The sequence below is a fragment of the Micromonospora chalcea genome (assembly GCF_002926165.1).
Lineage (GTDB): Bacteria > Actinomycetota > Actinomycetes > Mycobacteriales > Micromonosporaceae > Micromonospora > Micromonospora chalcea.
In genome coordinates this window covers 1-12,905 of the sequence record NZ_MAGP01000016.1, presented here as the reverse complement: position 1 = coordinate 12,905, position 12,905 = coordinate 1, and the positions used below count along the sequence as shown (strand labels likewise).

General features: G+C 77.6%; 13 protein-coding genes. 5 read left to right on the top strand and 8 right to left on the bottom strand.

The window, feature by feature from the left end:
* Window positions 1–18: 18 nt before the first annotated feature.
* A complete protein-coding gene (locus BAW75_RS03185) occupies window positions 19–1,101 on the bottom strand; it encodes a polyprenyl synthetase family protein (RefSeq protein WP_104112565.1) in 1,083 nt (360 codons plus the stop codon).
* A gap of 9 nt (window positions 1,102–1,110) precedes the next feature.
* Window positions 1,111–2,538: a helix-turn-helix domain-containing protein gene (locus BAW75_RS03180; protein WP_244206000.1), complete on the bottom strand. Its 1,428-nt coding sequence runs from the start codon at window positions 2,536–2,538 to the stop codon at window positions 1,111–1,113.
* Window positions 2,539–2,757: 219 nt separating this feature from the next.
* Here BAW75_RS03180 and metF point away from each other — a divergent pair, with 219 nt between their 5' ends.
* On the top strand, window positions 2,758–3,675 hold the full coding sequence (gene metF / locus BAW75_RS03175) for a methylenetetrahydrofolate reductase [NAD(P)H] (RefSeq protein WP_064445210.1): 918 nt from the start codon (window positions 2,758–2,760) through the stop codon (window positions 3,673–3,675).
* Window positions 3,676–3,719: 44 nt separating this feature from the next.
* Window positions 3,720–4,409: a CDP-alcohol phosphatidyltransferase family protein gene (locus tag BAW75_RS03170; RefSeq protein WP_064445211.1), complete on the top strand. Its 690-nt coding sequence runs from the start codon at window positions 3,720–3,722 to the stop codon at window positions 4,407–4,409.
* Between the two features lie 129 nt (window positions 4,410–4,538).
* Here BAW75_RS03170 and BAW75_RS03165 read toward each other — a convergent pair whose 3' ends face one another.
* Genes BAW75_RS03165 through BAW75_RS03140 form a run of 6 tightly spaced genes read right to left on the bottom strand, consistent with a single transcriptional unit; the run spans window position 4,539 to window position 9,727 of the window.
* A complete protein-coding gene (locus tag BAW75_RS03165; protein WP_104112564.1) occupies window positions 4,539–6,026 on the bottom strand; it encodes a phytoene desaturase family protein in 1,488 nt (495 codons plus the stop codon).
* A 12-nt stretch (window positions 6,027–6,038) separates the two neighbouring features.
* A complete protein-coding gene (locus BAW75_RS03160; RefSeq protein ID WP_104112566.1) occupies window positions 6,039–7,166 on the bottom strand; it encodes a glycosyltransferase family 2 protein in 1,128 nt (375 codons plus the stop codon).
* Window positions 7,163–7,966 (bottom strand): carotenoid biosynthesis protein, encoded by an 804-nt coding sequence (locus BAW75_RS03155; RefSeq protein WP_104112563.1) that lies wholly within the window; start codon window positions 7,964–7,966, stop codon window positions 7,163–7,165. Before BAW75_RS03155 ends, BAW75_RS03160 begins: the two co-directional genes overlap by 4 nt.
* Entirely contained in the window at window positions 7,963–8,517 is a 555-nt protein-coding gene (locus BAW75_RS03150) for a GNAT family N-acetyltransferase (RefSeq protein ID WP_104112562.1), read from the bottom strand. Before BAW75_RS03150 ends, BAW75_RS03155 begins: the two co-directional genes overlap by 4 nt.
* Window positions 8,514–9,242: a monooxygenase gene (locus BAW75_RS03145; RefSeq protein WP_043329444.1), complete on the bottom strand. Its 729-nt coding sequence runs from the start codon at window positions 9,240–9,242 to the stop codon at window positions 8,514–8,516. Before BAW75_RS03145 ends, BAW75_RS03150 begins: the two co-directional genes overlap by 4 nt.
* Window positions 9,239–9,727 (bottom strand): YbaK/EbsC family protein, encoded by a 489-nt coding sequence (locus BAW75_RS03140; RefSeq protein ID WP_043329446.1) that lies wholly within the window; start codon window positions 9,725–9,727, stop codon window positions 9,239–9,241. Before BAW75_RS03140 ends, BAW75_RS03145 begins: the two co-directional genes overlap by 4 nt.
* A 513-nt stretch (window positions 9,728–10,240) precedes the next feature.
* Here BAW75_RS03140 and BAW75_RS03135 point away from each other — a divergent pair.
* From BAW75_RS03135 to BAW75_RS03125, 3 genes are all read left to right on the top strand, one after another.
* Window positions 10,241–10,744 (top strand): SAV_6107 family HEPN domain-containing protein, encoded by a 504-nt coding sequence (locus tag BAW75_RS03135; RefSeq protein ID WP_043329447.1) that lies wholly within the window; start codon window positions 10,241–10,243, stop codon window positions 10,742–10,744.
* 160 nt (window positions 10,745–10,904) lie between these two features.
* A complete protein-coding gene (locus BAW75_RS03130) occupies window positions 10,905–11,666 on the top strand; it encodes a hypothetical protein (RefSeq protein ID WP_104112561.1) in 762 nt (253 codons plus the stop codon).
* The coding region (locus BAW75_RS03125) for a DNA polymerase Y family protein (protein ID WP_104112560.1) at window positions 11,663–12,905 on the top strand (1,243 nt) is incomplete at its 3' end. The genes BAW75_RS03130 and BAW75_RS03125, both read left to right, overlap by 4 nt.

The window sequence follows — 12,905 nt, the reverse complement described above, 5'->3', positions numbered from 1 at the left end:
GCGCGGGGGGAGTGGCTGTCAGGCGGGGCGGCGGGTGGCGGCTATGGCCAGGTCCACCAGCGCCTGGCGGGCCTCGGTGTCCAGGTCGACGGCGGTGAGCGCGGCCAGCGCGCTCTCGGTGAGCGCGGTGATGTGCCGTTCGGCACGCTCCAGCGCGCCGCTGGAGGTGATCAGCTCGCGCAGCCGGTCCACCCCGGCCGCGTCCAGGTCCGGTACGCCCAGCCCGGCCAGCAGCGCCTCCCGGCCGGCCTCGTCGAGCGTCTCCAGGGCGGCCGCCACCAGGTACGTCCGCTTGCCCTCGCGCAGGTCGTCACCGGCCGGCTTGCCGGTGAGCTCCGGGTCGCCGAACACGCCCAGCACGTCGTCGCGGAGCTGGAACGCCTCACCCAGCGGCAGCCCGTACGCGGAGTAGGCGGCGTGCACCTCGGCCGGGGCGCCGGCCAGCGCGGCGCCCAGCAGCAGCGGCCGTTCGACCGTGTACTTCGCCGACTTGTACCGAGCCACCTTGGCCGCCCGGTCGAGCGAGGTGTCAGCGGTCGCCTGGGTCAGCACGTCCAGGTACTGCCCGACGGTCACCTCGGTGCGCATCTCGTCGAAGACCGGCCGGGCCCGGGCCACCGTCGCCGGCGGCAGGCCGGAGGAGTGCAGCAGCTCGTCGGACCAGACCAGGCACAGGTCACCCAGCAGGATCGCGGCCGAGTCGCCGAACGCGTCCGCGTCGCCGCCCCAGCCGGCCGCCCGGTGCCGGGCGGCGAACCTGCGGTGCACCGCCGGCTCGCCCCGCCGGGTGTCCGACCGGTCCATCAGGTCGTCGTGAATCAGCGCGCTGGCCTGCACGAACTCCAGCGCGGCCAGGGCGGCGACGACCTGGCCGGAGTCGACTCCGCCAGCGCCCCGGTAGCCCCAGTAGCCGAACGCCGGGCGCAGCCGCTTGCCGCCGCCCAGCACGAACGCCTCGATCGCCTCGGCGACGGGCAGCAGGCCGTCGTCGACGGCGGTCAGCCAGCCGCGCTGGCCGGCCAGGAACTCGGTGAGCGCCTTGTCGATCCGCTGACGCAGGCCGGCACGGTCGACGGGGGAAACGGGAGCAGCGTGGGTCACGCCACGACGCTAGCGGCTCGGGCCCGCTCCCGTCGTGCCGCCGTCCCGGCGTGCCTCGCAGCTCACCGGCGGCGACGGCCGCCACGGGTGCCGTGACGGCAGGTACGGACGGGTCGCCGCGAGCAGCCGTGCGTACCCCCGGGTCGCCGGTCCGGGCGGACGGCGGGCCAGCCCGCGGCGGAACTCGGTGAGCTGGCCGACGGCCCGGGGCGAACCGGAGCGGACCGCGTCGAGCAGCGCCTCGCCGGCCACCGCGCACGCCTCGGGCTCCGCGCCGAGCCCCAGGTGCGCCCGGGCCAGCCAGCCGCCGTACACGGCGGAGCGGCGCGGGCGGCCCGGCGCTGTCACCACGGGCGTCAGCAGCGGCACGGCCGCGGCGGCCCGCCCCAGCGCGACGAGCGTGCGTCCGGTCATCGCGGCCAGCTCGGCGGCGTCCAGCCAGTAGAGCCACTGCGGCTCCCGGCCGGGCTCGGGCGGCCCGGCCCGGTCGGCGCCGGCCAGCGCCTCACCGGCGGCGCGACGCCGCCCGCCGAGCGCGGCGGCGAGCGCGACCCGGTGCAGCAGCAGCGCCCGCAGCCCCGGGGAGGCGGTGGCGCGGCTGGCCGCGTACCCGATCCGGGCCAGGACCAGCGCGCCGGCCGCGTCACCGGCGTCGGACAGCAGGTGGCTGGCCGACCCGAGCACGTGCCCGGCCAGCGGCGGCTCCCCGGCGGCCACCGCGGCCCGCAGCGCCAGCCGGTAGGCGACCAGGCCGCCGGTGAGGTCGCCGGCGTCGGCGGCCAGCCACCCGGCGAGCTGCGCCGACTCGGCCAGCGACGGCAGCATCCGCCGCCGGCCGGCGGGCCCGGCGCGCCGGTAACCGCGGACCGAGCGGCGCAGCCGGCGGGCGCCGAGGCTGGCGAGGTCGCCGCCACCGAGCAGGTCGTCCCAGCGGCGCAGCGTGGCCAGTGACGCCCCGTCCGCCGGGTGCCCCCGGACGGGGCCGGCGCGGTCGGCGGCGCGGGCCGGTCCGTACCCGTCGCCGGTGGCCGGTCCGGGGACCGGCGGTGTCGCCGGGCCGGTGAACGGACCGGCCAGCGTGCCGCCGCCCGGGTCGGCGGCCCAGCGGTGCGCCAGGGTGAGCAGCGCCAGCCGGGCCCGGGACCCGGCCGGGTCGACGGCCACCGGCGTCACGCCGAGCCGGCGGCTGCTGGCGGCGGCCCCGGCGAGCAGCTCGCCGGGCACGCCCAGGACCGTCGCCAGCCACGCGGACCAGAAGTCGCCGGGGAGCCGGAGCTGACGCTCCCAGCGGGACACCTCGTGCCGGGTCAGGGTGGGCACGCCGGAGGCGGCGCAGAGCTCGGCGGCGAGGCGCTGCTGGCTCCAGCCGCGGGCGGCCCGCAGCTCGGCCAGGAGCGGCCCGAGCAGCCGCGGACCGGGCGGCCAGGACGGGATCATGGTGACCTCCGGGGGCGACGACGTGAAATGGCGACGCGGACGTCCGGCTGGCACCGGCGCGTCACAGTCGTGCGACCCCCGCGCGGGCCCCCGGGACGGCCGTCGGCCGCCCCACCGCGCTGTGGTCTTTCTACCCCCGGGGTACGACGTCGCGCCGCGAAGTGTTCGCGGGCTGGGAAGACCCTCGGTAAGCCGTGCGCTCCCGGCTACAGTCGGTCCGTGGCGCTCGGTCTTCCCTCGGTCCTCCCCAATCCCCAGCCGGCCATCGGGGAGCTGATCCGTGACGGCCGCCCCACCTTCTCCTTCGAGTTCTTCCCGCCGAAGACACAGGCCGGGGAGAAGCTGCTCTGGCAGGCCATCCGCGAGCTGGAGTCGCTGCGCCCCTCGTTCGTCTCGATCACCTACGGCGCGGGCGGCTCGACCCGCGACACCACGGTGGCGGTGACCGAGCGGATCGCCACCGAGACCACGCTGCTGCCGATGGCGCACCTGACCGCGGTGAACCACTCGGTCGCCGAGCTGCGGCACGTGATCGGCCGGCTGGCCTCGGTCGGGGTGCGCAACGTGCTGGCCGTGCGGGGTGACCCGCCGGGCGACCCGGGCGGCGAGTGGATCGCCCACCCCGAGGGCGTCCGGTACGCCGAGGACCTGGTCCGGCTGGTCCGCGACAGCGGTGACTTCAGCGTCGGCGTGGCCGCCTTCCCGTACAAGCACCCGCGTTCGCCGGACGTGGACAGCGACACCGCGTACTTCGTGCGCAAGTGCCGGGCCGGCGCGGAGTTCGCGATCACCCAGATGTTCTTCGACGCCGACGACTACCTGCGGCTGCGTGACCGGGTGGCCGCCACCGGCTGCGACACGCCGATCCTGGCCGGGGTGATGCCGGTGACCCAGATCGGCACCATCGAACGCTCCGTGCAGCTGTCCGGCGCGCCGTTCCCGCCGGCGCTCGCCGAGCGGTTCGAGCGGGTGGCCGACGACCCCGAGGCGGTCCGCCGCCTCGGCGTGGAGCAGGCGAGCGAGATGTGCGAGAAGCTGCTCGACGAGGGCGTGCCGGGGATCCACTTCATCACGCTCAACCGGTCCACCGCGACCCGCGAGGTGTGGCAGCGGCTGCGCGCGGCCGCACGGGTGTGACCACCCGCCACACGACACCCGCGCCGTGCTTCTACGGTTGATCCGTGGTGGGCACACAGCTGAACTGGGACCAGTACGCGACCGCGTGGGCGCGGCTGCACGGCGGATTCGATCCGCGTACCGCCGCGCCGGTGGTGCGTGCCTGGCTGCGCTTCGCCTACCACGTGGGCTACGTGCTGGGCCGGCTGCGCGTCGGCCCGACCCCGGTGACCGTGTTCGGGGTGCTGCTCTGCTTCTGCGTACCCCTGTTCGCGGAGCGGCCCGGCGACGGACCGTTCCTGGGCGCGCTGTTCGTGCTGCTGGCGGCGGTGGCCGACAGCGTCGACGGCGCGGTGGCGGTCGCGACCGGCCGCACCACCCGGCTGGGCTACGTCTACGACTCGGTCGCCGACCGGCTCGGCGAGGTGGCCTGGCTGATCGCGTTCTGGCTGCTCGGCGCGCCGGGCGCGCTGGTCGCGGCGGCCGGGGGCCTGTCCTGGCTGCACGAGTACGTGCGGGCGCGCGCGGTGTCGGCGGGGATGCGGGAGATCGGCGCGGTGACGGTGGGGGAGCGGCCCACCCGGGTCAGCGTGGCGCTGGTCGGGCTGCTCGTCGCCGGGCTCACCGGGCTGATCGACGCCGACCTGACGGCCGGCACCATCACCATGGCCACCACGGTGTGGGTGCTGCTCGCCGGATTCGGCCTGGGTCAGTTGCTCTCCGCCGTCCGCCGCGCCCTGGTCGACGCGGGCTGACCGCCGCGCCCGCGCCCGCGCAGCCCCGCCGCGCCCACGCGAGGCGCGCGGCGGGCGGCGGGCGCCTCGCGTTAATAAGGGGCCCTTCCTCTACCGGAGGCGTTAATAGGGGGCCCTTCCTTACACCCCTCACCAGGCGGGGCCGACCGCCTCGGCGACGATCTCGGCGGACATCGTGACCATGGGCAGGCCGCCGCCCGGGTGGCTGGAGCCGCCGACCAGCCAGAGCCCGGCCGCCGGCCCCCGGTTGGCCGGGCGCAGCAGCCCGCCCGCGGTGCCGTAGATCGCCCCGCCCGGCGCGCCGGTGGCCGCGTCCAGGTCGGCCGGGGTACGGATCTCCCGGAACACCAGCCGGTCCCGCACGTCGGCGCCGCGCTCGGCCAGCACGTCGAGGATCCGGTCCGCGTACGCCTCGGCCAGGCCGGGCCGCCGCCAGTCCACGGCGCTCGCGGCGGTGCCGTGCCGGGGCGCGTTCACGAGCACGAACCACGCCTCGTGGCCGTCGGGGCGGACCGCCGGATCGTCGGCGGCGGTGACGAACACGGTCGGGTCCGGGGCCGGGCGGGCCCGCACCCCGCGACCCGGGTCGCCGAACACGGCGTCGAACTCGGCGTCGTAGTCGCGGGGGAAGAACACGGTGTGGTGGGCCAGCCCGGAGTCGCCGCGCACGCCCAGCAGCAGCACGAACCCGGCCAGGCTGCGGTCGGTGAGCGCGGCCAGCCGGCGCGGGTCGGGCAGCAGGTCCCGGTAGACGGTGAGCGCGTCCACGTTGGCGACCACCACGTCGGCCGGCACCGGCGCGGCCGACCCGGCCACGCGTACCCCGTGCACCCGCCCGCCCGCGGCGTCGATCCGGGTGACCGCTGCGTCGGTGCGTACCACCACGCCCAGGTCCAGGCAGCGCGACAGCAGCGCGTCGGCGAGCGTGCCCAGCCCGCCGCGCAGGTACCAGCCGCCGTACGCCAGCTCGGCGTAGGGGACGGCGACGAGCGCGGCCGGGGCGCGGCGCGGGTCGGCGCCGGTGTACGTGGCGTACCGGTCCAGCAGCATCCGCATCCGCGGGTCGGACAGGTGGCGGCGGCCCAGCCCGCGCAGGCTGCGGCCGGGGCCGATGGCGGCCAGGTCGCCCAGCCGCCAGGCCAGCGCGGCCAGGTCGCGCGGCGAGTCGACGGTACGGCGCAGGATGTCCCGGTGCGAGGCCGCCCACACCCGGCCGGCGCGCCGCCACAGCCCGCGCCAGTCGGCGGCGGACCGGTCGCCGAACGCGGCGCCGATCCGGGCAACGAACTCGTCCGGGTCGGCGCAGGAGTCGAGCGCCTGCCCGTCGCCGGGGAAGACGTGCCGCACGATCGGGTCCAGCGGGACCAGGTCCAGGTATTCGTCGAGCTTCGCGCCGGTCGCCTCGAACAGGTCGTGGAAGACCTGCGGCAGCGTGAACAGGCTCGGCCCGGTGTCGAAGTGCCACACCCCCTCCGGGGTGTGGTGGGCGTACCGGCCGAGCTTGCCCCCGACCGTGCCGGCCCGTTCGAGGACGGTGACCTCGTGCCCGGTGACCGCGAGCCGGGCGGCGGTGGCGAGCCCGCCCACCCCGGCGCCGATGACCACGATGCGCGCCATGGCGTGACCCTCCTAGGTGACCGGGCGACCCCGCCAGGTGAGCCGGTGTCGCTTCCGCAGATGGTACGACCGGACGGTCAGCCAACCGAGGACCACGACCGACACGGGGTGTGCGAGCGCGTCGGGCCACGCCCGCGCGCCGGTGGCGCGGGCGCTGACCACCCGCCCGGCGACCCCGGCCAGGTAGGCCAGGAACGCCACGGCGGCCACCGCCGGCGCGCTGGCGAGCAGCGCCCCGAGCGCCAGCAGCGGCGGCGCGACGTAGAGCGCGAACAGCAGCGCCAGCACGGCCGCCGCGGCGGCCGGGTGCCCGAACGTCGCCCACAGCGACTTGGTGTAGCCGTCGCGCAGCTGCGGCCAGGTGTCGTACATCCGGCAGGACGCCAGCCGGGACCCGTCGGCCAGCGCGATCCGCCCGCCGGCCCGTTTCACCGCCCGGGCCAGCTCGACGTCCTCCAGCACCTTGTCGGCCACCGCCGCGTGCCCGCCGGCCCGCAGGTAGCCGGCCCGGTCCACGACCAGGAACTGCCCGCCCGCCGCCGCGAGGGACGGCCGCCGCGAGCGTTCCATCGCGCGCAGCGGCAGGAACGTCAGCCACAACCACTGCAGCAGCGGCTGCGCCAGCCGGTCGGCCACCGTCCGCACCACGATCCGGGGGTACGGCGACAGCAGCGCCGCGTCCGCCGCGCGCAACTCGGTCACCGCCGCCGCCACCGCGTACGGGGTGAGCACCACGTCCGCGTCGACGAAGGCCAGCACCGCCGGCTCCGGAGCGGTCCGGGTGGCGAGCTGCCAGCAGGCGTGCGGCTTGCCCAGCCAGCCCGGCGGCGGGGCGACGCCGGTGAGCAGCGTGAGCCGGGGATCGTCACCGGCCACCGCGCGGACCACGTCGGCGGTGCCGTCGGTCGAGCCGTCGTCGAGCACCACGATCCGCAGGTCCGGCACGCCGCGCTGGGCCAGCAGCGCGCGCAGGCACGGGGTGACCCGCTCGGCCTCGTCGCGCAGCGGCAGCAGCACCGCCACCGGCTCGGTCACCTCGGCCGGGCCGGCGGCCGGGCGGCGCAGCCAGGCGTACGCGTTGACGATCGTGTGCCCGGTGAGCGCGGCGACCGCCACGGCCAGCGCGAGGGTGGCGATCATGCCGGGGCGTCGACGCGCGGCGCCGGCTCCGGCGTTCCGGCCCGGTCCCGGCGGGCCCGCCACAGCGTCACCGCCAGCGGCACCGCCGCCACCGCCATCCCGGCCGCGCCCCACAGCGCCGACGCCGGCAGCCGCAGGAACACCGCGTGCGCCAGCACGCTGGAGGCGTACGTCCAGAGGTAGAGCGCGAACATCGGCGCGTCCCGGCCGTCGGTCCGGTCCACCGACGGACCGGCGAGCGGGCGCAGCGCGACCGCGAGCAGCACCGCGAAGCCCAGCCAGCCCAGGTAGTTGCTGACCGGGATGCCGGGCAGCCCGGGCAGCGCCGGGGTGGCGTCGCGCCAGGTCCAGTAGCCCTCGGCCACCATCTGCGGGTCGAGGAACAGGTCCCAGGCGGCCAGCCCGACCGCCGACAGCGCGATCCGGGCGGGGCGGGAGCGGACCAGCCGGACCGCGGTGAGCCACGCCGGCCAGGCCATCCAGGTCCAGGCGAGTGGGATGATCAGCGGCACCCCGGCCAGCTTCGGGCCCAGCTCGCCGGAGTAGTCGTAGGTGCCGAACGGGAACCCGGTGGCCACGCCGATCGCCTCCACCGCGAACCCGCCGCCGGTGACGACCGCGACCAGCGCGGCGGCGGTACGGACGCCGCGGGTGAGCAGCGCGTGGCCGACCGAGAGCAGCCAGCCGAGCACCACTGTGGCCACCGTGAGTCCGGCCCGGGTCGCGCCGCCGGTGAGCGGGTAGCAGATCTGGGCGAGGATCAGCGCGGCCAGCAGCGCCCAGGGCAGCCGGGCTCTCATGGAGCGTCCGGCGGGCGCAGCGGCAGGTCCCGGCCGAGCACGCCGAACGGCCGCTCGTCGCCGGGGAAGTGGAAGTGCCGCAGGACGTCGACGAAGCCGAACCGGCGGTACAGCCGCCAGGCCCGGGACTTCTCCTCGTCGGCCTCCGGCGTGGACAGCAGCGTGGTGTCGCCCTCGGCCACGGCGAGCAGCGCGCGCAACTGGCGGGCGCCCAGGCCGTGCCCCTGCGCGGGCGGGCGGACGTGCAGTTCGACCACCTCGAACGGGTGCGCCAGCCAGCGCTGCCGGTCCCGCGCGTTCAGCGCCCGGTGCACCTGGTCGTGCCACCACTGCCCGGTCGCGCCCCGGTAGCCGTACCCGAAGCCGGCCAGGTGGCCCTCGGTGGTGAGGCTGGCGACGGCGCGGAAGCCGGGCCGGCGTACGTGGGTGGCGATGTAGCCGCGGCGGGCCTCCAGCAGGTCGGGCCGGTAGCCCATCGCCTCGCCGTAGACGGCCACCACGTCGTCCAGCCGCCGGACCAGGTCGTCCGGTGTCCACCGCACCAGCCTCATGCGTACCCTCTCGCTGTTTCCGGGCCGCCCTCGGCGGCCCAGCCGAGCACCGTGCGGTCGCCGACCACGTCGCCCACCGCGAACCGCGCGAACAGTTCCTCCGCGTACCAGCCCTCGGTGGGGGTGCGGGTGATCGCGGCGCGGTGCTCGGGGGAACGGTACGCGAACGCGACCAGGTCCGCCGGGTCGCGCCACACGCTCACCGTGCCCTGCCATCCCAGCGGCGCCTCGCCGACGCCGAAGCGGGCGAGCAGGCCGGGCGCGGCGTGCAGCTCGGTGGCGACCGGCGGGATCGCCCGCCAGAACGTGGCCGCCCGGCGGGCCCGCAGCCGGGCCCGGGTCAGCGCCAGCACCGGACCGGTGACCCGCCCGCCCGACGGCGCGCCGAACGGCTCCCGGCCGGACCACCGGCCGCGGCTGGTCAGCGGGCGCAGGTCGACCCGTACCGCGGCGCGGGCGATCCGGGCCCAGGAGCGGGCGACCGGGGAGGCGTCGAAGCCGGCCGCGTCGGCGGGGGAGTCCCAGACCACGAGCGCGGCCCACCGGGTCAGGTCGGCGTCGCCGGGGCCGAATCCGGTGCCGGTCCCGGTGCCGAGCAGCTTGGCGAAGCGGACGCCGGGCAGGCGGCGCAGCCGCGCCGGGTGGGTGGCCATCCGGGCCGGCACACCGGGTACGGCCCGCCGGGGCACACGCCACACGTGCAGCGTGACGAGTTCGGGGTTCACGCCACCTCGGCCGGCGCGCCGGCGGTGATCCGCAGCAGTTCCGCGTACGTGGTGGGGAACACCGCCCGGGGTACGCCGCCGGCGGCCCACACCTCGTCGTACCCGGTCAGGGCGGTGTCGACGACGGTGCGCAGCGGCGCGGGGTGGCCGACCGGGGCGACGCCGCCGATCACCTGCCCGGTGTGCTGCTTGACGAACTCCGGGGTGGCCCGGCGCAGCCGGGTCACGCCCAGCGTGGCGGCCAGCCCGGCGGTGTCCACCCGGTGCGCGCCGGAGGTGAGCACCAGCAGCGGCGCGCCGTCCGCGTCGAAGATCAGCGAGTTGGCGATGGCGCCGACGGCGACGCCGAGCGCCTCGGCCGCGGCGGCGGCGGTGTGCACCGCGTCGGGCAGCAGTCGGACGAGGCTGGCCTCGCCCGATCCGTCCCGCGCGCCCGCCTCGTCGAGCGCGCGCTGCACCGCCTGCACGTTCGGGTGTGGCTGCATGCCCCCATTCTTCCCTCACCCCCGGTCCGGCCCCGCCGGGGGCCGTGGCCCTCCCGTGTGTCCCCGGCGCGTCACACGTTGCGTTTTCGTCGGTAGGGAGGTGTACTGTCAGGGTAGTTAGAACGAGTGTTCGATTCGGTTAGAGCGGATAGCGGCTCAGCTCCCCGGCTGGCCCGGCTCCGGTCCGACCGGTCGGGCACCCGTCGAACGCTCCGGAAGCGGTGTTTCGCGGCACCGGCTTCCGGGAGGTGCGGCACCGCGGGCCGCACCGGGTTCGGACAGTCGCGAGTCCGGGCCCGTCAGGCAGGTCGTCGCCCGCCGCCCACGACCCCCGGGCGGCGGGCGACGGACCCGCCGGCACGCCGGCCGGGGGTGGGTGTGGGGAAGCGTCCACACCCGGCCGGCCAGCCACCTGAAGGTGCGTCTTCCTCCGCACCGACCGCTCCGGGCGACCGGGCGACGGTTTCCCCGTCGCGCGACCGCCCGCCCCGGCCACACGCGGAGGAGAGACCCATGCCGACCAGTCCGGCCCAGGCGCCCACGGTGCCCGCGCACGTGCTGCCGCACCGCACCCCCGCCCAGTTGCTCGCGGTGGCCCGCGACGGGCTGGCCGAGGCCGCCCGCACCCGTCCCGACGGTCTCCGGTACGCCGCCGCCCACCTCGCGGCGCTGCGCGCCGCCGCCGCAGTGCTCGCCGCCCGGGCCCGTCCCGCGCCCACCCGGCGGAACCGGATCACCAGCGTCTGGGTGCTGCTCGCCACCGTCGCCCCCGAGCTGGACGAGTGGGCCGCCTACTTCGCGGCCGGCGCGAGCAAGCGGGCCGCCGCCGAAGCAGGCATCCCCCGCGTGGTCACCGCCCGGGAGGCCGACGACCTGCTACGCGCCGCCGAGGAGTTCGTGACAGTGGTGGAGACCGCGCTCGGCCTGGCCCACCAGCCGGCGCTCGACGGCCTGCCCCGGCCCCTGCGGCGCGGCGCCCCCGACTCCCCGACCCGGCCCGGAGCGGCAGCCGCCTGATTCGTGGCGCCCGGCCACCACCGGCGGGACCCCGGGTGGCCGGGCGCCGCTCCCACACCCGGCACGCGCGTGCCGCAGCACCGGCACGATCCACAGCACACGATCCACAGCACCATCCACGGGCGGGCCCGTGGCGGAAACACGACGGGGGGTTGGTCCGATGGCGGGCCGCATGGTGGTCGGTTCCGCCGCCCTGGCCGAGCCGGTCCGTCCGGCGAGCGCGCCCGACCCGGCCGGCGGCCACCGGGTGCTGCCCGTCCGGGCCGAGCTGACCGGGCTGCTGCCCAACCGTGGTCTGCGCCGCGGCAGCACCGTCGCGGTCGGCGCCGGCCAGCCCCGGCGCAGCGGCGCCACCTCGCTGATCCTCGCGCTGCTCGCCGAGGCGTCCCGGGCCGGCTCGTGGTGCGCCGTGGTCGGCGTACCCACCTTCGGGGCCGGCGCCGCCGCCGAGGCGGGCATCGCCCTGGACCGGCTGGCCCTGGTGCCCGACCCCGGGCCGGAGTGGCCCACAGTGGTCGCCGCGCTCATCGACGGGGTCGACGTGGTGGTCACCGCCGTGCCGGCGACCGTCTCCGCCTCGATCGCCACCCGGCTGGCCGCCCGCGCCCGGCAGCGCGGAAGCGTGCTCGTCCCGTACGGCCGGTGGGACGGCGCGGACGTCACGCTCCAGGTGGTCCGGGGCGTCTGGCAGGGGCTCGGTGCCGGTCGCGGGCGGCTGCGCCGCCGTGAGGTGACCGTCTCGGCCCGGGGGCGGGGCGCCGCCGCCCGCCCCAAGGAGATCAAGGTGTGGCTGCCCGGCGACGAGCTGACCCGGGTGATCCCCCGCTCGGCCGGGTTCGGCGCACCGTCCGCCGCGCCGTCGCGCCGGCTGCGCGTGGTGGCTCCGCCCGCCCGTACGCCCGCCGTGGCCGGGCCGGCGTGAGCGGCGTACCGCAGCGGACGCTGCTGCTCTGGTGCCCGGACTGGCCGGTCCTCGCCGCCGAGATCGTCGACGGGGTGCCCGCCACCGACCCGGTCGTGGTGCTGCACGCCAACCGGGTGGTCGCCTGCTCCGAGCGGGCCCGTGCCGAGGGGATCCGGCGCGGGCTGCGCCGCCGGGAGGCGCAGGGGCGCTGCCCGCACCTGACGGTGGTCGACCACGACCCGGGGCGGGACGCGCGGGCGTTCGAACCGGTGGTGGCCGCCGTGGAGGAGGTGGTCGCCGGCATCGAGGTGATCCGGCCCGGCGCCTGCGCCACGGCGGCCCGGGGGCCGAGCCGCTACCTCGGCGGCGAGGAGGCGGCGGCCGAGCGGATCGTCGAGCACGTCGCGCAGAGCTGCGCGGTGGAGAGCCAGGTCGGCATCGCCGACGGGGTGTTCGCGGCCGGGCTGGCCGCCCGGGAGGGGCGGATCGTGGCGCCCGGCGGCACCCGCGAGTTCCTGGCCACCCGGCCGGTCGAGGCGCTCGGCCGGCCCGCCCTGGCCGACCTGCTGCGCCGGCTCGGCGTCCGCACCCTCGGCGACTTCGCGGCGCTGCCCGCCGGGGACGTGCTGGCCCGGTTCGGTTTCGACGGCGCGCTGGCGCACCGGCTCGCCGGCGGCCGGGACGACCGCCCGCTCGCGGTCCGGCAGCCGCCCGCCGACCTGATCGTCACCGCCGACTACGACGAGCCGGTCGACCGGGTCGACGCCGCCGCGTTCGCCGCCCGCACGCTCGCCGAACTGCTGCACGAGCGGCTGGCCGGGTACGGGCTGGCCTGCACCCGGCTCGGCATCGAGGCGGTCACCGCGCACGGCCAGGAGCTGCACCGGGTCTGGCGGCACGACGGCCTGCTCACCGCCGCGGCCATCGCCGACCGGGTCCGCTGGCAGCTCGACGGCTGGCTCACCGGCAGCAACGGCCGGGGCGGGACGCGCCCGGCCCGCCCGACCGCCGGGATCGTCCGGTTGCGGCTGGTGCCCGACGGGGTGCTCGCCCAGGCGGGCCTGCAACCCGGGCTGTGGGGGGAGACCGGCGCGGAACGGGAGCGGGCGCACCGCGCGCTGAGCCGGGTGCAAGGCATCCTCGGCCCCGAGGCGGTGGTCACCGCCGTGCTCGGCGGCGGGCGTTCCCCGGCCGACCAGGTGCGCCTGGTCCCGTGGGGCGACGAGCGGGTGCCCTCGCGGCCCGGCCCGACACCCC

Bases quoted from the DNA above. Each gene is read 5' to 3' on its own strand.
- BAW75_RS03130 (WP_104112561.1), top strand. From the start codon at position 10,905: ATGGCGGGCCGCATGGTGGTCGGTTCCGCCGCCCTGGCCGAGCCGGTC.
- BAW75_RS03150 (WP_104112562.1), bottom strand. From the start codon at position 8,517: ATGAGGCTGGTGCGGTGGACACCGGACGACCTGGTCCGGCGGCTGGAC.
- BAW75_RS03180 (WP_244206000.1), bottom strand. From the start codon at position 2,538: ATGATCCCGTCCTGGCCGCCCGGTCCGCGGCTGCTCGGGCCGCTCCTG.
- BAW75_RS03140 (WP_043329446.1), bottom strand. From the start codon at position 9,727: ATGCAGCCACACCCGAACGTGCAGGCGGTGCAGCGCGCGCTCGACGAG.
- BAW75_RS03135 (WP_043329447.1), top strand. From the start codon at position 10,241: ATGCCGACCAGTCCGGCCCAGGCGCCCACGGTGCCCGCGCACGTGCTG.
- BAW75_RS03160 (WP_104112566.1), bottom strand. From the start codon at position 7,166: ATGATCGCCACCCTCGCGCTGGCCGTGGCGGTCGCCGCGCTCACCGGG.
- BAW75_RS03155 (WP_104112563.1), bottom strand. From the start codon at position 7,966: ATGAGAGCCCGGCTGCCCTGGGCGCTGCTGGCCGCGCTGATCCTCGCC.
- BAW75_RS03165 (WP_104112564.1), bottom strand. From the start codon at position 6,026: ATGGCGCGCATCGTGGTCATCGGCGCCGGGGTGGGCGGGCTCGCCACC.